Below are 18,521 nucleotides of genomic sequence, written 5' to 3'. Positions count from 1 at the left end.
ATCAACGGCTGTTTTGGCACAATGTTTAAAACATGCAATTTGTACGAAAAATAGGTATATTGGAGGAAAGGATCTTTTTATCCTAAACATTCGGAGGATTATATGAAAGTTACAGTCATTGGATGCTGCGGCGGATTTCCGGCCGCAAACGAAGCAACTTCAGGCTATCTGTTTCAGTCCGGCGGCTATTCTCTGCTCGTCGATTGCGGAAGCGCCGTATTATCAAAGCTGTTTGCCTATGTTCCGGCAGAAGAGCTTGATGCCGTCATTTTGTCCCATTATCACCATGATCACATCGCTGATATCGGGCCGCTTCAATTTGCCAAACAGGTCGGCTCCTTTCTCGGAAAAGGGACGCATGCACTGCCGATTTACGGGCATGATGCTGATATAGAACAGTTTGAGCGTCTTACATATAAAACGCATACAAAAGGAGTGGCCTATCAGCCGGACCGCCCGCTTTCTGCCGGGCCGTTCACCATTACCTTTCTGAAAACGGTGCATCCGGTCACTTGTTATGCGATGCGGATTACTGACGGTTCAGCTTCTGTTGTGTATACGACTGATTCAAGCTACCAGGACGCGTTTATCCCGTTTGCGGAAAATGCCGATCTGCTGATCTGCGAGTGCAATTTTTACGCAGACCAGGACGGCACGTCAGCCGGCCATATGAACAGTTTGGAAGCCGGACGTATCGCGAAGGAGGCCGGAGCGGGGGAGCTGATTCTCACGCATCTGCCTCATTTCGGCGAGCACCGGAAGCTGAAAGAAGAAGCGGAATCCGTATTCGGGGGCGAAGTGACAATCGCCGCTTCCGGATTGAAGTGGGAGAAATAAAGGAGGAGCACCATGTTATTTATCGACAACCAAAACATAACCGATCCGAGGATCAACCTCGCGATCGAGGAATATTGCGTGAAGCATCTCGACCCTGAACCGACATACCTGCTGTTTTATGTCAATCAGCCGTCGATTATCATCGGGAAGAACCAAAACACAATAGAAGAAATCAATACGAAATACGTAGAAGATAACGGAATCATCGTCGTCCGCAGGCTGTCAGGAGGCGGTGCGGTTTACCATGACCTCGGGAATCTGAATTTCAGTTTTATCACCAAGGATGACGGCGACAGCTTTCACAATTTCAAAAAATTCACCGAACCCGTTATTCAGGCGCTGCGCCAGCTCGGTGTGGAAGCTGAATTAAGCGGCCGAAACGACATCGTCGCGGACGGCAGAAAAATTTCCGGCAACGCTCAATTTTCGACGAAAGGGCGTATTTTCAGCCACGGAACATTAATGCTGGATTCCGCCATTGATCATGTTGTGTCAGCCTTGAAAGTGAAAAAAGACAAAATCGAATCAAAAGGCATTAAGTCAATCAGAAGCCGTGTCGCCAACATCAGCGAGTTTCTTGATGACAAAATGACGGCCGATGAATTCAAAAAGCACCTGCTTCACCATATTTTTAATACAAATGATCTCTCCGAAGTGCCGGAATATAAACTGACCGATGAAGACTGGAAAGCGATCCGGAAGATTTCCGAAGAGCGCTATCAAAACTGGGACTGGAATTTCGGAAGGTCGCCCGCATTTAATCTTCAGCATTCTAAACGTTATCCGGTCGGATCGATTGATCTGCGTCTTGAAGTGAAAAAAGGAATCATTCAGGACTGCAAAATTTTCGGTGATTTCTTCGGTGCGAAAGATGTGAGTGAAGTCGAACAGGCGCTGACCGGAAAACAGTATGACAGAACCGCTATCAGGGAGGCGCTGGCCGGAATCGATCTGAAACAGTATTTCGGCAAAATAGAGCTGGAAGATTTCCTCGAGCTGATTTATTAGAACATTTGCCGAACGCATGATTTGAATCAGCGCCCGTTTTTGTGAAATGATAGAACCATAATGAATGGGGAGGGATCATGATGAAAGTATTTCTCATCGGAGCAAACGGACAGATCGGACAGCGGCTGACCGGACTGTTTCAAAAAGACGGCACGCATACGCTGCGGGCGATGGTCCGGAAACAAGAGCAGAAAGAAGCGCTTCAAGCCGCGGGAACAGAAGCCGTTCTTGCAGATTTGGAAGGAAGCACGGAAGACATCGCGAAAGCCGCTGAAGGCTGTGACGCGATTGTGTTTACCGCCGGATCAGGGGGAAGCACCGGATACGATAAGACGCTTTTGATTGATCTTGACGGAGCGGCGAAAGCGATAGAAGCGGCAAAGAAAGCCGGCATCAAGCGGTTCATTATGGTAAGCGCCCTGCAGGCTCATAACCGCGGCAATTGGAATGAAGCGCTGAAGCCGTATTACGCCGCAAAGCATTATGCGGATAAAATTCTTGAAGCGAGCGGTCTGACGTATACGATTATCCGGCCGGGCGGGTTATTAAATGATCCCGGCACGGGAAATATCAAAGCCGCGGCCGATTTAGAAAGAGGCTCCATTTCAAGAGACGATGTCGCCAAGACCGTTATCGCATCCCTTGATGAACCGAATACGTATGAAAAAGCATTCGATCTGACGGCGGGCGGCACGCCGGTCAGTGAAGCGCTGAAACAATTATAGTTTCCGGTTTTACGGCACTCGGGGCTTTTTGCCCTTGAGTGTTTTTCTATATTTTTCTATAATAAAAGTGAACGTTTATTCGGGATAAATGAATGACTATTCATTCATTACTTTTTTAAAGGGGTGGGAAAATGAATCTGGTTTCCAAATTGGAAGAAACGGCATCGCAGAAACCGGAAAAACCAGCTTGTCTGTTTCAAGATCAGTACATGACGTATGAGGAGCTGGCAGGTAAAATCAAAGCATTTGCAAACGGCTTGGAGGACAGGGGACTGAAAAAAGGGGATCATCTCGCGCTGCTGCTCGGAAATACGCCTGATTTTGTTATTGCGTTTTTCGGCGCGTTAAAAGCGGGAATTGTCGTCATACCTGTTAATCCGGCATATACACCTTCAGAAATCGCATACATGCTGAAAAACGGCGATGTCAAAGCGATCGCCGGCATCGACCTTTTAATTCCCGTATTTGAAAGCCTGCACGGCTCGCTGCCGCTGCTGGAGCATATCATTATCAGCCAGACAGCAGAGAACGCTCCATCGACACAAGACCCTCAATTGCGCTTAAAAATGACAACGTTTGCAAAAATGCTCCGCCCGACGGAGCGCAGCAGAACTTATCCGACATTGTCCAAAGATGATACTGCCGTCATTTTATACACCTCAGGGACGACCGGAAAACCGAAAGGCGCCATGCTCACCCATCAGAATCTTTTCTCCAATGCAAATGATGTCGCCGGATACTTAGGAATGAATGAGAAAGACAAAATTGTGGCGGCATTGCCGATGTTTCACGTGTTTTGTTTAACCGTTTGTATGAATGCGCCTCTGATGAGCGGAGCGTGTGTCTTAATCGAGCCGCAATTCAGCCCGGCTTCTGTGTTTAAACTGATTAAAAGCCGTCAGGCAACCATTTTTGCCGGCGTTCCGACGATGTATAACTATCTGTATCAATACGAGCACGGCAAGGCGGAGGATTTTGCGTCCGTCAGACTGTGCATTTCAGGCGGGGCCTCTATGCCGGTCGCTCTGTTGCAGACGTTTGAACAAACCTTTGACGTCACCATTCTGGAGGGGTACGGACTTTCTGAAGCGTCTCCGGTTACTTGTTTTAATCCGTTTGACCGGGGGAGAAAGCCCGGCTCGATCGGGACGAATATTTTACATGTCGAAAATAAAGTCGTCGATACACTCGGACGCGAATTGCCTGACCATCAAGTGGGAGAATTGATCGTGAAAGGGCCGAATGTAATGAAAGGCTATTACAAGATGCCCGAGGAGACGGAGCACGCGCTGAAAGACGGCTGGCTGTACACGGGTGATTTGGCGAAGCGCGACGAAGACGGTTATTTTTATATCGTCGACAGAAAAAAAGATATGATTCTCGTCGGCGGATATAACGTCTATCCGCGCGAAGTAGAAGAAGTGCTCTACAGCCATGAGGGCATTAAAGAAGCCGTGGTCATCGGCGTTCCTGACGCCAAAACGGGGGAAGCGGTGCATGCTTATATAGTGCCTGGGGACGGTGAGCTGACAGAGCAGGCGGTTTTTGATTACTGTGAAACACATTTGGCAAAATATAAACGGCCGGCGGAAGTGGTTTTTCTTGATGAGATTCCGAAGAACGCGACCGGAAAGCTGCTGAGACGGGCGGTCCGGGACATGCTTCCGAAATGACGGACGAAAAGCGAAGCCGGGGGGCTTCGCTTTTACATGCTGATCCGGTCAGCTCTGTGATTCTTCCTTAATGATGCTTTGCACAAGCTTCGTATCATGCCGGGTCAGTTTGTAATACGTGTTTTTATACTTGTACATCATATAATTGCCGCTTTCGAGCCACATGCTGAATGAATCAAAACGGTCTTCATGGTATTTGACCGTTCCGTCGTAATCGGGAGATACGCTTTTGGTCAGTTTGACTTGTTTTCCTTGGTTCAAGATATCGAGCATATCTTTTACATTCTGCCTGTCTTTAATTTTGATTTCTTTTTTTCCGTGCTCAGACAGAATAATCAGATCTGCGTTGCTTGATGGAAACACATCGCCGGTCCGGCTGTATACATAGAAGAAAGCAATAACCAAAAGGGCGATTACTACAATAAACGCGATTATTTTTTTCATATTCATCACTCCGTCTTTTAGTCTTTCCCGCTTCCTGTTGTTCCATTCTTTTCTGTTGTGAAAAGATTAACATCCGTTTCGGAGGCTTGGTTCTATTTATTTGCATTTATGCTTACAATAGGAGTAAGTCATAAGGCTAAGGAGGGAGACTTCCATGCGCAAATGGATAGCGGCAGCGGGGCTTGCCTATGTGCTGTACGGCCTTTTTTTCTATTGGTATTTCTTTATGACAGGAGACTCCGCCGTCCCGGAGGCCGTAAAGGGAACGAAAGCCGATCCGTCCTCGTTTATGGACCCGGGCCGCCTGGCAGCCGCTGAAAACTTTTCAAATGTAAAGGATTTTTTATTTTTCATCGGAGCGCCGTTAGATTGGTTTTTATTTTTTCTGCTGCTCATTACGGGGCTTGCCAAAAAAATAAAGCATTGGCTCGAAGCAGCGGTGCGCTTTCGGGTGCTGCAAATCGTAAGCTTCGTATTTGTGATTTCACTCATCGTTACGGCGGCTTCGCTTCCGCTTGAGTGGATCGGATATCGGGTTTCGCTTGCGTATCATATTTCGACGCAGACAACAGCAAGCTGGATAAGAGACCATGTCATTGATTTCTGGATCAGTTTTCCGCTGTTTGCCGTGTGTGTGCTTGTGTTTTACTGGCTGATCACAAAGCATACAAAAAAATGGTGGTTTTACGCTTGGTTTCTTACTGTGCCGTTTACCCTGTTTTTGTTTTTCCTGCAGCCGGTCGTGATTGATCCTTTATACAATGATTTCTATCCGCTGAAAGACAAGGAGCTGGAAAGCAAAATCTTGTCGCTTGCCGACAAGGCCGATATTCCGGCCAGCCATGTTTATGAAGTCAATATGTCGGAGAAAACGAATGCGCTGAATGCGTATGTGACGGGGATCGGTTCGAATAAGCGGATCGTTTTGTGGGATACGACGCTTAACAAACTGAAGGATCGGGAAATTTTGTTCATTATGGGGCATGAGATGGGGCACTATGTGATGAAGCACGTGTACATCGGACTGGCCGGGTATCTGCTGCTGTCATTAGCCGGGTTCTATATCATTGACAAGCTTTATAAGCGGCTGTCCAAATTCTTCGGCCGAATGCTTCATATAAAGGGGCCTGAAGATCTGGCCGCCCTCCCGCTGTTATTGCTGCTCATATCCGTTCTCAGTTTTGCTTCTGATCCGATTACGAATGCCGTCTCCAGGTATCAGGAAAACGCCGCCGACCGCTACGGCATCGAGCTGACCGGAAACCGGGAAGCGGCGATTGAGACGTTTCAGGACTTGGCCGATACGGGACTGAGCCGGGTCAACCCGCCGTTTCTCGTCAAAATTTTCAGAGGGAGCCACCCGTCGATCATGGAGCGGATTGAACATGCGGAGGAAGAAAAATAATAAAAAAACCGGCGGGGCCATGCCCGACGCCGGTTTTTTATGTTTTACTGAGCTGCCGCCTGTACGTTGATCAGCCCTTTTCCGTAGTAGAAAGCATCACCAAGTTTTGTAGTGGTGTTTTCTAAACTGCTGCGGACTTGAGTGTTTGTCCAGTTCGGGTGCTTAGAAAGAATCAAAGCAGCCGCTCCGGCAACGTGCGGAGATGCCATTGACGTACCATTGTACGCGCCGTATTTGTTTCCAGGAAGCGTGCTTTGGATAGAGACGCCTGGTGCCATGACATCAAGCTCAGAACCTACGCTTGAGAAAGATGCTCTTTGGTTGCTGCTGTTAACAGCGCCTACCGCGATGACAGAAGGGTATTTACCAGGGTAGCCCACTGTGCTTGAGCCGCCGGAAGTGCCTTCGTTACCGGCTGCCGCTACGACTACGACGCCGGAAGCAACGGCTTTGTCAACTGCCGCTTTTAACGCTGCAGAACCAGAAGGTCCGCCGAGGCTCATGTTAATAACGTCCATATTGTTTGCGATCGCCCACTCAATTCCGTTAATGATCCAGCTGTACTGGCCGGAACCGTCAGCGCCGAGAACTTTTACAGCGTAAAGAGATGCGCTTGGCGCAACGCCTAATACACCGACTGAGTTATTAAGAGCCGCAACTGTACCGGCAACGTGAGTTCCGTGGGAGTTGTTGTCTTGGAAAGGATTTGTTTCAGAAGGAACCATGCTGGCTCCGCCTGCTACCTTTAAATCAGGATGAGAAGAATCGATGCCGCTGTCGATAACCGCTACTTTAACATTTGATCCGGTGAAGCCTTGGGAGTGCAGAGCAGGGGCTTTAATCTGTGATACGCCGTAAGGCACGGACTGCGCGTACGCTTTTGCAACGTGATCTTCTTCAACGTAAGCGACGCTAGGGTCTTTTTTCAGCTCTTTTACAGCTTTTTCATTTAATGTAGCTGAAGCTGCGTCTACATATTTGAATTGCTTTTGCACTTTCCCGCCTTTTTCAGAAATGACATCTTTTTTCTTAGCGGCGCTCATCGTGCTCATTGTCTGTTTAAATCCGACAATGTATTTCTTTTCCCCGTTTGATTTCCCTGCCGCCTGGGCAGGAGACGTGCTGCCGAACGCCATCGTAAAGATTAACGCTAAAGCAAACAGCAAACTGATCCATACCTTTTTGCCTCTCACTCTTTATCCACTCCTTTTTTCATTTGCAGAACAACCAATAGACAGATTATTCTGTGGATTAATTGTATAGCATGGAATAATATTTTAGTAGACCCAATTTTTTTCAGTTTGTTTTATTTCTATTTAGGTATATCATCTCTCTTTCGTTTAATAGGAACCCGAAATATTTAAATTTTAATGGAAAAAACCGATGGAAGGACATGAGTATTTGTACACAGCCGCAATCGCTCTCTTGTTTGCTGGGTCGAACGGTTTGATTCCATTTTTGGAAGCTGAGGCAAAAACAGGATAAATGTCACCTTTTGTTGAATGCAGAAGTCTGATGGAAACGAAAGCGGAATGAAATAAAGCGGCCGGCATGAATCAGTCTTCGGCTTTCTTTACGGAGAAAAGCTGTGAAACCATTTTATAAAAATAATGATAATGAATATCATTGATACTTATATTGTCAATGATATAATTGCGGAAAAACGAAAGAGGAGGAACAGATGAAACCAATTTTCAGTATGCTGATGATCTTATCCGTTCTCTTCATAACGGCATGCTCAGAACAGGAACATGAAACCGCCGTCAGGCACGATCTGGGGACCTCGCATGTGACTGCGCACCCGCAGCGCATCGCCGTATTGAATGAGGGCTTTATTGACACCCTCCATGATCTCGGCATAAAGCCGGCGGCCGCGGCGGATAACCGGTCAGAGCGAAACGACGGCAGTCCGTCCGTCGGGCCCCCGTCACATCCCGATTTGAAAAAGATCACTTCGTTAAAACCCGATCTCATCATTGCAGACTCAAGCCTTCACAGGGGGATATACCATAAACTGACGAAGATCGCTCCGACAATCGCTTTAAAAAATGAAGCTGCGGATTATCAGGATGCGGTTGACGCTGCCCTTACCATTGAAAAGGCGGTCGGTAAAGAGGGCATCATAGAGAAACAATTGTCGGCTCAGGAAGAAAAGCTGAATGACATCAAAAGAAAGCTGGATGCAGAAGGCGGCACGATTTTATTAATTGACGCTGCAAATGACAGCATTTCCGTAAAGGATGATCAGTTTTTTACGTCCCGGCTTTTGACGCTCGCAGGGTTTACATATGCCGTCCAGACGGAGCACGGCGGGAAATCAGACTCTATCAAAATGACGCCCGGGCAGCTTTTGCATATCGATCCTGATTACATCGTAATGTTGGACGGTGAGAAAGAACCCGAAAAAAATCACCTCTGGAAACAGCTGACGGCCGTAAAAAACGGACACGTTTACCGCGCGGACAGGGCGGTATGGACGGAGCGCCGGAGCATTGACGGTGCGGACGCCATATTACATGATCTTCAGAAAAAAACGCTCGCCAAAAAGGCCCAAAACTGAATTCGGGCCTTTTTGTTATGATTCTGATAGGTGGCTGCTTACATTGTAATCTTTGACGCGCCACTTATTTTCAATTCGTTCTATATTGCTCAGGCACGCATTGACAAGCTTAGCGTTTTGTATGTCGGTATCACCGTCAGAAATGGCGGACAAGAGGGCGTGAATGGCTGCGCCGTGAGCGACGATCAGTACTTTTTGCTCAGGAAACCGCTCCTGAACTTTCACTAAACCGGCAAGCATTCTGTCTGTCAGCTCTTCTGCGGTCTCCATGTTCGGGTAGTTTTTATCCGGGTAGCGCTTCGACCGTTCCGATAAAGACATTCCTTCCGCATCACCGTAGCTCCGTTCTCTGAAATCTTCCATGACGACAATGGGAAGATTCAAAAACCCGTTAATAATGTCAGCTGTTTTTCTGGCCCGTTTCATCGGGCTTGAGACGATGACATCCCATTCGGACCCCTTTAAGTACTCTCCTGTTTCTTTCGCCTGACGCTCTCCCGTCGCATTTAACGGAATATCCGATTTGCCTTGAAGCTTCTTTTGGGCATTCCAATCAGTCTCTCCATGTCTTACTAAACAAACGGCAGTCATAAAGTCTCCACTCCGATCAATTTTTTATCGATATCATCTATTATACTGCCGTTACGTTAACACTTCAAAGAGAAGCGCCAGTCCGACTCCCCCTCCGCTGCCGATTGCTGCTGCTGCGTAGCGGGCATCCGGGCGTCTTTTTGCTTCATAAAAAAGCCGGGTGACAAGCGCTGCCCCGGAAGCCCCGTACGGATGCCCGACCGCCAGAGCGCCGCCCCGGACATTTATTTTAGAATACGGCACTTGAAGCTGCTGTGAAAAAACGCATATTTTGACGGCAAACGCCTCGTTGATTTCGTATATATCAATATCATCCGGTGACAGGTCCCGTTCCTTCAAAAGCTTTTTGACGGCATACACCGGAGCTGCTGACGGATAATGCGGATGGACGCCGCTTACCGCGCTCCCGATAAAACGCAATCCCGGCTTTAAACCGAGAGACCGCGCTTTTTGTTCTTCCATCACACAAACTGCCGCCGCCCCGTCAGAAATTCCGCAGCTGTTGGCGGCGGTGACAGAGCCTCCGGACTGAAAGACGGGTTTGGCACGGGAGATGAGAGGCTCCATGTTCCGCTTTTTCAGCATGTTTTCGTCAGCGGCGAATCCGTGACAGGGAAGAATTTCCCGGCGGTACAAGCCGTCTTCGTGCGCTTTGACGCTCCGTTCATAGCTGAGAAGGGCATATTCATCCTGCATCTTTCTCGTTACGCCGTAAGCCTGTGCCGTATACTCGGCTGCTATGCCCATATCAGGATCGCCGATGTGTTCAGGAGAAAAGCGCGCCCGGGATGAGAAAGGGGAACGGCTGCTGCTCTCCGCTCCTCCCGCGATGTACGTGCTCCCCGCGCCGGCTTTGACAAAGTGGCACGCGACCCTCACGGCGTCCAGTCCGGAGCCGCACTGCCTGTCGATGGTCGTACCGGACACGCTCAAAGGAAGTCCGGCGGCCAAGGCTGACAGCCGGGCGAGATTCCCGCCGCGGCCTGTCGCGTTTCCGATCAGGACTTCATCAATGTCTTCGGGCATGTTCCGGCTCAAATGGCGGATCAGCGGAGCTGCCAAATCTTCTGGGAGACAGTCTTTTAACAGGCCGTTTTCCCGGGCGAAAATCGTCCGTTTCGCATCCGTAATTACAGCTTCCATTCCATCATGTCCTTTGCCTGCTTTTGTACGGCGGCACGGGCGATCTTTCCGCCGGCTGTTTCCGGTATTTTTGAAAACAGCCATTTTTTCGGGATTTTATATGCCGCCAGCTGCTCGCGGCACTGTTTCTTCAGTTCCTTTACATTTGCATGTCCGTCGATCACCGCAACGGCGATACTGCCCCAATAATCATCAGGAATGCCGATGACGGCCGCTTTTCTGACGCCCGGACAGCGGTTGAGCACACGTTCTATCTCTTCGGGGAATACATTCAGGCCGCCTGATACGATCATCCCGTTTTCACGTCCTTCGATATAAAGATAGCCTTCACGATCGATATATCCCATGTCATCAACCGTTATCCAGCCGGAATCATCAGGTTTTGCGCCGTTGATGTATCCGGAAAATTTCATCGGGCTGTTCACAAAAATCTTCCCCGTTTCGCCCGGCATGCAGCGTTCTCCTCCGGGGCGGCGGATTTCGATTGTAACATTTTCAAACGGACGGCCCGCCGCGTCAGGCTTTCGGGCGCTGTCTTCAGGCGATAAGAACGTCACGAAACTCAGCTCAGACGTTCCGTAAAAATCGTACAACCGCAAATGGGGATAGCGTTCTGACAGCGCTTGTTTAGACGAAGCGGGCCAGTCTGCACCGGAAGAAATCACTTTGAGCGGTGTATCCGGAAACGCCTCTAGTGAGAGCAGGGCGTCCGTCATTGTCGGAACGGTATATAGAACGTCAGCTTGTCTGAGCCGGTCTTTCATTCCGGCCGGATTGAATTTTCTTTGAAGGATGACGGTTCCGCCGATAAACAAAGTGCTGACGGCGCCGTATAAAAAGTGTGACGAGCGAAGCGTGCCCGGTACCAGCACTTTGTCATCAGGGGAAATGCCGAATTCACGTTTCGTACAAGAAAAGCTCTCCAGCCACGAACGGTGAGAGCGGGTGAAGGCTTTCGGCTTACCGGTCGATCCCGAGGTGAACCCGGTATAAAAGGGCAGGCCGGCGTTTTTGATCAAAGCGCCTTCCGTTTTTTCGGCCTCGATCAAAGGCCTGCATTCATCCCACAGGATGACAGGCGTTTTGACGTCGTCCAGTCTGCCGCTCAGCCGGCGGTCACAGATGACGAGGTCGGTATTGCTGATGTTCAGCTGATCCGCGAGTTCCGCCGCTGCCGAGCGGGGATCTAACGGAACCGCCGTGCAGCCGGCATGCGCCGCCCCTGCGAAAAGTTGTAAAAAAGGGATGCCGTTCGGCAGTAATATTGCAATGTTTTCCGGCTTTCCTGAAAGGCTGCCAAGCCAGTTTGCGGTTTGGTTTACTAGCCTGTTCCAAGTTTGATAGGTGATCTGTTCTGTTTCTGTCTGAATTGCGATCTGTTCCGGCGCTTGTCCGGCTGTATCTGAATATGATGATGTAATCATGATGACTAAAATCAGCTTCCTTTCGTCGGCAAAAGCCGGCTTGCTTGAAGAGTTTTTCTGATTCTTACGGCTGCGAATGAGGCTGCGGCCGCTTTAAGCAGATCTCCGGGCACATAGATGAGGCTGAGCTTTACGGCAGTCAAGATATCAATGTGCATTATAAAAGCCTGAACGGGAATGCCGATGACATACAAAAACAGCACGCCGAACAAGAACTGTCTGATAAACAAATGGGGGACAGCAGCTGAGCGAAGGCCTTGGATGCTGAGGCTCAGCAGTAATGCCGCCAGCGGATATGCGATGAGATATCCGGCGCTCGGCCCGAAAAAAACCCCGAACCCGCCTCTGCCGCCTGAAAGGAGAGGCGCTCCGCATGCCACAATCAGCAAAAACAGCAATTGGCTTAAAAACGCCGCTTTCGGTTTTAGGATGCTTCCCGATAAGAGCACACCGATCGTCTGGAGCGTAATCGGAACCGGCGTAAAGGATAAGAAAAGCGGCGGGAGCAGTCCCAAAAGTCCCATAATGGCGGTAAACACGGCAATATGCATCATTTCTGTCAATTTCATTATGTATTCCTCCAGCTTATCAAAATATGTTTATACAATAAAGCGAGTCTTTATATATGTCAACTATATTATATTTTGAGTTAACATTAAAAAGACCGGCCCTTTATGAAAAAGGCCGGTCGGTTTATCTTTATTCTTCTGTAAGGATAACAAGTGAATCAACGGATGATGCAACGTGGGAAACGGCGCGGCTGACTTCTTGAAGGCCGCCGAGAAAGGCCTGCAAATCAACGTCGATTTTGCCTGTCTGGTCTTTGCTCGTTTTCATGCTTTGGACGATGTCATCAAACAGACGGTTGATCTGCGCCATTTTTTCTTTCGTTTCACTTACAAGTCCGTTTACATCTTTAATATGCTTGGACACGATGTCGATTTGTGTATTGGTATTGTTCACGAGCTCTGATACGGTGGAAACGGTTTTTTTCGTATCCTCTGAAAGCTTTCTTACCTCCGTCGCCACAACGGCGAACCCTTTGCCGTGCTCCCCGGCTCTCGCGGATTCTATTGAAGCGTTGAGTGACAGGAGATTCGTTTGCTCGGCGATCCCCGTCACGATGCCGAAGATTTTTTCGATCTGCTGGGCGATGTCATTCAGCTTGTCCATTTCTTCTTCAATCTGCAGAAGGCTGGCGTCGATTTTATTCATCTGCTTCTGCTGGCTTTCAAGCTCTTTTTTCCCGCCGATTGATTTTTCTTCGACATGTACGGAAGTGACGGTGCCGGCTTTTGACGCCTCGGAAATGCCCTCGGATTTATCGACCAGCTCCTGCACGGCTCTGCTCGTTTCAGAAAACAAATCAGCGAGTGATCCGGATGTTTCCTGGATTTTTTGATGAAGACGGGCTTTCTTTTCCTCTTGTTCGTCACGCTGGCAGTTATATTCAGTCTGGAATGCTTCAAGGACGAGCTGCTGTTCAAGATTCAATATTTTCGTCGTCGCTTTGATCGCTTTTAAAAGCTCATGCAAATCCGGGATTGCTGCTTCATATATGTTCATCATCGACAGAAGCAGATCTTGAAACGCTCCCATATACCATTTCGGTTCAAGGCCGATCCGCAAGTGGATGGAAGCGATGCGCTGTCTTTTTTCAATGAATTCATCATCAATCGTGCCGGCAAACATCTCATGGATATGACGCCGTAATGTTTTTTTCAGGCGCTCGACCGTGCTGTGGTCGTTAATGATCGTCATTAATGATTTTTCATGATCCAGATTTCGGTAAAAGGAATCGACGATTGTTGAGATATGTTCTTTAATTAACGGCTGCAGCTCTTCAAGCACATGAAGTTCTTCGTTTCCGAGCTTGACCATTTTCAGCTGTTTTTGGACATCTGCATATTGATTTGAAAGCGCGATGCGTTTTTTTTCATCGGCTTCTGAAAAATAAGCTGTTTCTTTTTTGCGGTCTTTTTTAAATAACAATATAAGTTCCCCCAGATATTCTCTTTTTCTTTTTATCGGTATGGAAGGAACTTGAATGAAGGAATCTGATAAAAATATTTTAATGCAGAAAAAAATAAAACCATTCTGTACGAATGGTTTAGTCAATCTTGGGTGAGGCGTTTCAGCGGCTTGATGGCGGGACCTTCGGCAACCCCGCCGTCAGGTGTGAACCGGGACCCGTGACAAGGACAGTCCCACGTCCGTTCGCCGTCATTCCATTCAACCTCACAGCCTAAATGGGTGCATGTCGTATCGACAAGATGCAGACAGCCTTTTTCATCTTTATAGGCGCCGGCCCGTTTGCCGTTTACCGTTACGATTTTTCCCTCCCCGGGCCGAAGAGTCTCAGGTGAAGCGTCCGGCCTCTCAAGTTTGCCTGAGATAAGGTGTTTGGCCACGTCGGCATTATAAGAAATCAGTTTTTTCAGTCCCGGATCTGCGTGGAAGCGTGACGGGATAAACAGGCCGGAAAACGGGTTCTTTTTGTTTTGAATATGATCAGCCAAAAGCTTCGCGGCGAGCGCTGAGCTTGTCATACCCCATTTTTTAAAACCGGTCGCCGCCAAAATATGTTCTTCATCGCCTGAGATGGGACCGATGAACGGAATTTTGTCAATGGTGACAAGGTCTTGTGCAGACCAATGATATGGGATGCTTTCAACCCCGATTGTGTTTTCCGCAAATTGTTTCAGCGCTTCGTAATGCTCGGACATTTCTTTTCCTTGGCCTGTTTTGTGGCTTTCGCCGCCGACAAGAACCAGTTTTTCACCGTTCAAATCAGTGTATCGCAGTGATCTGGACGGCTTGTCTATGCTGAGATACATCCCGTCCGGATACGCTTGTTTCGGTTTTACCGCGAGTACGTAGGATCTGCTGGCATACATTCTGGCGGCATAAAGCCCGCCTCCGTCATAAAAAGGAAAGTGGGAAGAGCAGACAATGTAGCTGCACTTGATGCCGTGTCTGTTTTTCGTGACCACTTCCGGCTGCGGTTCTTTTTTTATGTCGATCGCAGCCGTCTGTTCAAAAATCCGCGCCCCGTTTTTAACGATCTCTTTGACGAGCGCCGCACCATATAAAAGCGGATGGAATTGCGCCTGATTCTTCATGGCGAGGCCGAGCCTGCAATCAACGGGGACGGGAAGTTCTTTCACAAGCTCATGTTCAATGCCGAGCTTGGTATAAGCTTCCTGCTCACTGCGGATTTTTTTGACGCCTGATTCTGTATTGGTGTAAAGATATGCGTCTTGTTCAGCCAGTCTGCATTTAATCGAAAGGTCCTTCATAATCTGCTTCATGTCTTCCATGGCGCGGAGATGGGCTTCGAAATACAGCCTTGCGCTGGTCAGGCCGATCTGCTGAATAAGATCGGCATAGATGAAATCATGCTGGGCGGTGATTTTTGCGGTCGTGCCCGCGGTCGTCCCGTTTAAAATCAGGTCTGCTTCAATGACAGCGACACGGAAACCTCTTTTCGTCAGTTCGTATGCCGTTGTCAGGCCCGTAATTCCTCCGCCGATAATCGCAACGTCACATTCCGTATCTTCAGTGAGGGCGGGAAAGGTAGGAATGTCAGCTGTTGCTTTCCAATAGGAAGCCGGTTCCTCGTTTGAAAAAGTAGTCAATTCAGATTTACCTCCTCTGTTGTATATTCTTAATTTTTCCAATAAGACTCTATTCATACATGAAATTCGTATAAGATGCTCAAATTACTCATAATATAGTAATTAATGTAAAGGAGTGATCAAAATGGCTAACCAGAAGAAGAAAACCTTGCCGCCGCAGCATCAAAACCGGCAGCCGGGCTTTGAATATGTAATGGACCCGCGCCCCGTTTTTGACAAACCGAAAGCGGCGAAAAAACTTGAAGGGAAAACGGCGATCATCACGGGCGGAGACAGCGGGATCGGCCGCGCCGTATCCGTTTTATTCGCGAAGGAAGGCGCTAATGTGGTCATCGTTTACTTTGATGAGCATCAGGATGCCGAAGAGACGAAGCAATATGTAGAAAAAGAGGGGGCGAAGTGTCTGCTGATCGCAGGGGATGTCGGCGACGAAGCCTTCTGCAACGATGTCATCCGCCAGGCGGGCCAAGCCTTTCCTTCCATTGACATCCTGGTCAACAACGCGGGGGAGCAGCACGTGCAGCCGGGGATTGAGAAAATCACGAGCCACCAGCTCATCAGAACGTTTCAGACGAATATTTTTTCAATGTTTTACTTAACGAAAGCCGCGCTCCCTCACCTGAAAAAAGGAAGTTCAATCATTAATACGGCTTCCATTACCGCCTATAAAGGCCACAAAACATTGATTGACTATTCAGCGACTAAAGGGGCGATCGTCACGTTTACAAGATCTCTTTCCCAATCTCTTGTCACTCAGGGCATCAGGGTAAACGCAGTGGCGCCGGGGCCGATCTGGACGCCGCTGATCCCGGCGAGCTTCTCGGCGAAGGAAGTGGAAGTCTTCGGCTCAGACGTGCCGATGCAGCGCCCGGGAGAGCCTGTTGAAGTGGCGCCGAGCTATTTGTACTTAGCAAGCGATGATTCTTCCTATGTCACGGGACAGACGATTCATGTGAACGGCGGCACCATCGTAAACGGATAATGTAAAAAAAGCCAATCCATATGGATTGGCTTATTCACTCTGTTTGAGTGCTGCATATTCTTTTGAAAGCGTGAGGAACGCTTCTTTATTTTTATCATCAAGCGCCTTATTAATCTGCATTGTCAGTATGGCGATCCGGTGTTTATACAAGGATTCATCAAGCACCATTTGAATGTAAATATCGGCCATTGTCACATCGAATTCGTTTACTTTTTGCGTGTTGCGGGACTTCATGAGCTCAGTGTACGACTTTTTCTCTTTCATAAAGAATCCCCCCAATGCCTTTTTTATAGTATATGGATAACGGCCGGAAAAATCAATTAATTTTTATAATCTTTAGACAACTAATACTTGGAAATATATCGACATATCCTGCAAATTGACGAAAAAACGAAAATGATCATTGTGTAAATGAGGTGAAATGAAAAAGAAAAATAATATTTAAATAGTAATTTAAGACTAAATTACATCTTTAAAAGGTGATTTTTAGCTATATTCAAAAAAAACCTGTCGTTTTCCAATGACAGATGATAGATTATTAGTATAAATTTTCAAGAAAAGGATTGGAGGCTGCACATCATGTGCCAGAAAACACACGCACCCTTAGAAAGCTATGAAGTAAATCGTTCAACCATCGCTGTTTTGCCTGAGGAAATAGACGGTAAAATGGGGTCGAAGGTCATTGAAAAAGACTGCATTCTGTATGTCAGCATGAAGCCGATTCACATCATCGACAGAAGCTGCCGCTACTTTGGCTCCAGCTATGCCGGGAGAAAAGCGGGAACATATGAAGCGATTAAAATTTCTCACAAGCCGCCGATTATGGTGGACCCTTCAAATCACATCTTTTTATTCCCTACACTTTCTTCTGCAAGGCCTCAATGCGGCTGGATATCGCATGTGCACGTTAAAGATTTTCAACCGACGGCATTTGATGACACAGCGGTCACGTTCTCAAACGGCAAAACGATGGAACTGGAAGTATCCTATCATTCTTTTGAAAATCAGGTTTACAGAACCGCCTATCTCAGAACCACTTTTCAGGACAGGATGGGCAGTCATATCCCGAAGCGGCAGGAATTCATGCTGTATCCGAAAGAAGAGCGGACAAGAATGATCTACGACTTTATTTTGCGGGAGCTGGGGGAGAGATATTAGAGAAAGCTGTGATGTGAAGGGACGGGTCCTCTCCTTTTGGGGAGGGCTTTTTTCGATTTACATGCCCGGGCAGAGTTGTATCGTGTCCGTCTGTTGGCTATGATGATGTAAAGAGTAATGATATTTCATTTTAGGAGAGATGGGCATGGATGTGTTTGCAAAATATGTATCAGGAATCGATAACCCGGATCACCGTCTCAAAGCAGAGGAAATTTTGTCGTGGACGGCTGGCCAATTTCCGAATTTAGAAGCGCAGATCAAGTGGAACAAACCGACATTTACCGATCACGGCACCTATATCATTATGTTTGCTGCGGCAAAAAATCATTTGAGCATTTTGCCTGAAAAAGAGACGATGGAGCATTTTGCCGATGACATCGCTCAAGCCGGGTACAGCGCTTCTTCGCGCCTGTTCAGAATTCGATGGACTGATCCGGTGCACTATGATCTGCTTAAGAAGATCATCGAATTTAACATCAAGGAAAAAGCTGAAAATCCGGGGTTTTGGCGCTAGCGGACGTGATGTTGAAGGAGGAAGACATGGACGTTTTCAAAGACTATTTATCAAGTATCGACAGCCCTGATCATCGTCTGCGAATGGAGGAAATCCTGTCGTGGACGGCTGACCAATTTCCGAACTTAGAAGCGCAGATCAAGTGGAACACGCCGATGTTTACCGATCACGGCACCTTTATTATCGGCTTTGCGGCAGCAAAGCATCATGTAAGTGTTTCCCCCGAAGAAGCTGGGATTGCGCATTTTGCCGACGACATTGCCCGTGCCGGCTACAGCGCCACTTCCCGTTTGTTCAGAATTCAATGGACTGAACCGGTGCATTATGAGCTGCTTGAACGCATGATTCAATTCAATATTCAGGATAAGGCGGACTGCTCAGCATTTTGGCGGAAATAATGAAAGAAATGTTAAAAAAAC

The 18,521-nt window shown here is 47.9% G+C and carries 19 protein-coding genes and 1 pseudogene; 10 read left to right on the top strand and 10 right to left on the bottom strand.

Annotation, left to right across the window (positions count from 1 at the left end):
- Positions 1 to 102 precede the first annotated feature (102 nt).
- The 4 genes from OQ477_RS10105 (at position 103) to OQ477_RS10090 (ending at position 4,243) form a co-directional block, all read left to right on the top strand.
- A complete protein-coding gene (locus tag OQ477_RS10105) occupies positions 103 to 837 on the top strand; it encodes an MBL fold metallo-hydrolase (protein WP_265972291.1) in 735 nt (244 codons plus the stop codon).
- Between the two features lie 12 nt (positions 838 to 849).
- Positions 850 to 1,845 carry a lipoate--protein ligase LplJ gene (gene lplJ, locus OQ477_RS10100; RefSeq protein WP_265972290.1) on the top strand — a complete coding sequence of 332 codons (996 nt, stop codon included), beginning with the start codon at positions 850 to 852 and terminating at the stop codon, positions 1,843 to 1,845.
- Positions 1,846 to 1,925: 80 nt separating this feature from the next.
- Positions 1,926 to 2,570: an SDR family oxidoreductase gene (locus OQ477_RS10095; RefSeq protein ID WP_044802762.1), complete on the top strand. Its 645-nt coding sequence runs from the start codon at positions 1,926 to 1,928 to the stop codon at positions 2,568 to 2,570.
- A 131-nt stretch (positions 2,571 to 2,701) separates the two neighbouring features.
- A complete protein-coding gene (locus OQ477_RS10090; protein ID WP_265972288.1) occupies positions 2,702 to 4,243 on the top strand; it encodes a fatty acid--CoA ligase family protein in 1,542 nt (513 codons plus the stop codon).
- A gap of 48 nt (positions 4,244 to 4,291) precedes the next feature.
- Here OQ477_RS10090 and OQ477_RS10085 read toward each other — a convergent pair whose 3' ends face one another.
- Positions 4,292 to 4,687, bottom strand: a complete 396-nt coding sequence (locus OQ477_RS10085; protein WP_003155199.1) for a hypothetical protein — start codon at positions 4,685 to 4,687, stop codon at positions 4,292 to 4,294.
- 154 nt (positions 4,688 to 4,841) lie between these two features.
- On the opposite strand from OQ477_RS10085, the gene OQ477_RS10080 reads away from it, so the two are divergent.
- The gene (locus OQ477_RS10080; protein ID WP_265972286.1) at positions 4,842 to 6,092 is read left to right on the top strand and encodes a M48 family metallopeptidase; all 1,251 of its coding nucleotides are present in this window, start codon (positions 4,842 to 4,844) and stop codon (positions 6,090 to 6,092) included.
- Between the two features lie 44 nt (positions 6,093 to 6,136).
- Here the strand turns inward: OQ477_RS10080 and OQ477_RS10075 are convergent, their stop codons facing one another.
- A complete protein-coding gene (locus OQ477_RS10075) occupies positions 6,137 to 7,285 on the bottom strand; it encodes a S8 family peptidase (RefSeq protein WP_259425242.1) in 1,149 nt (382 codons plus the stop codon).
- 488 nt (positions 7,286 to 7,773) lie between these two features.
- Here OQ477_RS10075 and OQ477_RS10070 point away from each other — a divergent pair, with 488 nt between their 5' ends.
- Positions 7,774 to 8,652 (top strand): ABC transporter substrate-binding protein, encoded by an 879-nt coding sequence (locus OQ477_RS10070; RefSeq protein ID WP_265972283.1) that lies wholly within the window; start codon positions 7,774 to 7,776, stop codon positions 8,650 to 8,652.
- A gap of 15 nt (positions 8,653 to 8,667) precedes the next feature.
- Here OQ477_RS10070 and OQ477_RS10065 read toward each other — a convergent pair whose 3' ends face one another.
- The 7 genes and pseudogenes from OQ477_RS10065 to OQ477_RS10040 all read right to left on the bottom strand — a co-directional run bounded on the left by OQ477_RS10065 (position 8,668) and on the right by OQ477_RS10040 (position 15,448).
- Entirely contained in the window at positions 8,668 to 9,243 is a 576-nt protein-coding gene (locus OQ477_RS10065; RefSeq protein WP_265972282.1) for a histidine phosphatase family protein, read from the bottom strand.
- A gap of 51 nt (positions 9,244 to 9,294) precedes the next feature.
- Positions 9,295 to 10,386: an acetyl-CoA C-acyltransferase gene (locus OQ477_RS10060; RefSeq protein WP_265972280.1), complete on the bottom strand. Its 1,092-nt coding sequence runs from the start codon at positions 10,384 to 10,386 to the stop codon at positions 9,295 to 9,297.
- Positions 10,374 to 11,810: an acyl-CoA synthetase gene (locus OQ477_RS10055; protein WP_265972278.1), complete on the bottom strand. Its 1,437-nt coding sequence runs from the start codon at positions 11,808 to 11,810 to the stop codon at positions 10,374 to 10,376. The genes OQ477_RS10060 and OQ477_RS10055 overlap by 13 nt, the downstream gene beginning before the upstream one ends.
- Positions 11,811 to 11,821: 11 nt before the next feature.
- Positions 11,822 to 12,379 carry a biotin transporter BioY gene (locus tag OQ477_RS10050; RefSeq protein ID WP_014304743.1) on the bottom strand — a complete coding sequence of 186 codons (558 nt, stop codon included), beginning with the start codon at positions 12,377 to 12,379 and terminating at the stop codon, positions 11,822 to 11,824.
- 130 nt (positions 12,380 to 12,509) lie between these two features.
- Positions 12,510 to 13,025 (bottom strand): methyl-accepting chemotaxis protein, encoded by a 516-nt coding sequence (locus OQ477_RS21060; protein ID WP_369878811.1) that lies wholly within the window; start codon positions 13,023 to 13,025, stop codon positions 12,510 to 12,512.
- Between the two features lie 243 nt (positions 13,026 to 13,268).
- Positions 13,269 to 13,802 (bottom strand): annotated as a pseudogene (locus OQ477_RS21055) (protoglobin domain-containing protein); the annotation flags it as partial.
- A gap of 122 nt (positions 13,803 to 13,924) precedes the next feature.
- A complete protein-coding gene (locus OQ477_RS10040) occupies positions 13,925 to 15,448 on the bottom strand; it encodes an FAD-dependent oxidoreductase (protein WP_265972273.1) in 1,524 nt (507 codons plus the stop codon).
- 124 nt (positions 15,449 to 15,572) lie between these two features.
- Between OQ477_RS10040 and OQ477_RS10035 the strand changes: the two genes are divergently transcribed.
- On the top strand, positions 15,573 to 16,430 hold the full coding sequence (locus OQ477_RS10035; protein WP_007610477.1) for an SDR family oxidoreductase: 858 nt from the start codon (positions 15,573 to 15,575) through the stop codon (positions 16,428 to 16,430).
- A gap of 30 nt (positions 16,431 to 16,460) precedes the next feature.
- On the opposite strand, the gene OQ477_RS10030 is transcribed toward OQ477_RS10035, so the two are convergent.
- Positions 16,461 to 16,694 (bottom strand): IDEAL domain-containing protein, encoded by a 234-nt coding sequence (locus tag OQ477_RS10030; protein WP_265972271.1) that lies wholly within the window; start codon positions 16,692 to 16,694, stop codon positions 16,461 to 16,463.
- A gap of 315 nt (positions 16,695 to 17,009) precedes the next feature.
- On the opposite strand from OQ477_RS10030, the gene OQ477_RS10025 reads away from it, so the two are divergent.
- The 3 genes from OQ477_RS10025 to OQ477_RS10015 all read left to right on the top strand — a co-directional run bounded on the left by OQ477_RS10025 (position 17,010) and on the right by OQ477_RS10015 (position 18,500).
- A complete protein-coding gene (locus OQ477_RS10025; RefSeq protein WP_003155179.1) occupies positions 17,010 to 17,588 on the top strand; it encodes a competence protein ComK in 579 nt (192 codons plus the stop codon).
- Between the two features lie 145 nt (positions 17,589 to 17,733).
- Entirely contained in the window at positions 17,734 to 18,102 is a 369-nt protein-coding gene (locus OQ477_RS10020) for an iron chaperone (RefSeq protein ID WP_012117235.1), read from the top strand.
- A gap of 26 nt (positions 18,103 to 18,128) precedes the next feature.
- Positions 18,129 to 18,500 carry an iron chaperone gene (locus OQ477_RS10015; RefSeq protein WP_095060894.1) on the top strand — a complete coding sequence of 124 codons (372 nt, stop codon included), beginning with the start codon at positions 18,129 to 18,131 and terminating at the stop codon, positions 18,498 to 18,500.
- The last annotated feature ends 21 nt before the right edge of the window (positions 18,501 to 18,521 follow it).

This window comes from Bacillus sp. ChL18, assembly GCF_026241425.1.
Classification (GTDB): Bacteria; Bacillota; Bacilli; order Bacillales; family Bacillaceae; genus Bacillus; species Bacillus velezensis.
Note: the sequence above shows the minus strand (reverse complement) of the source record. Positions and strands in the feature narration are given on the sequence as shown.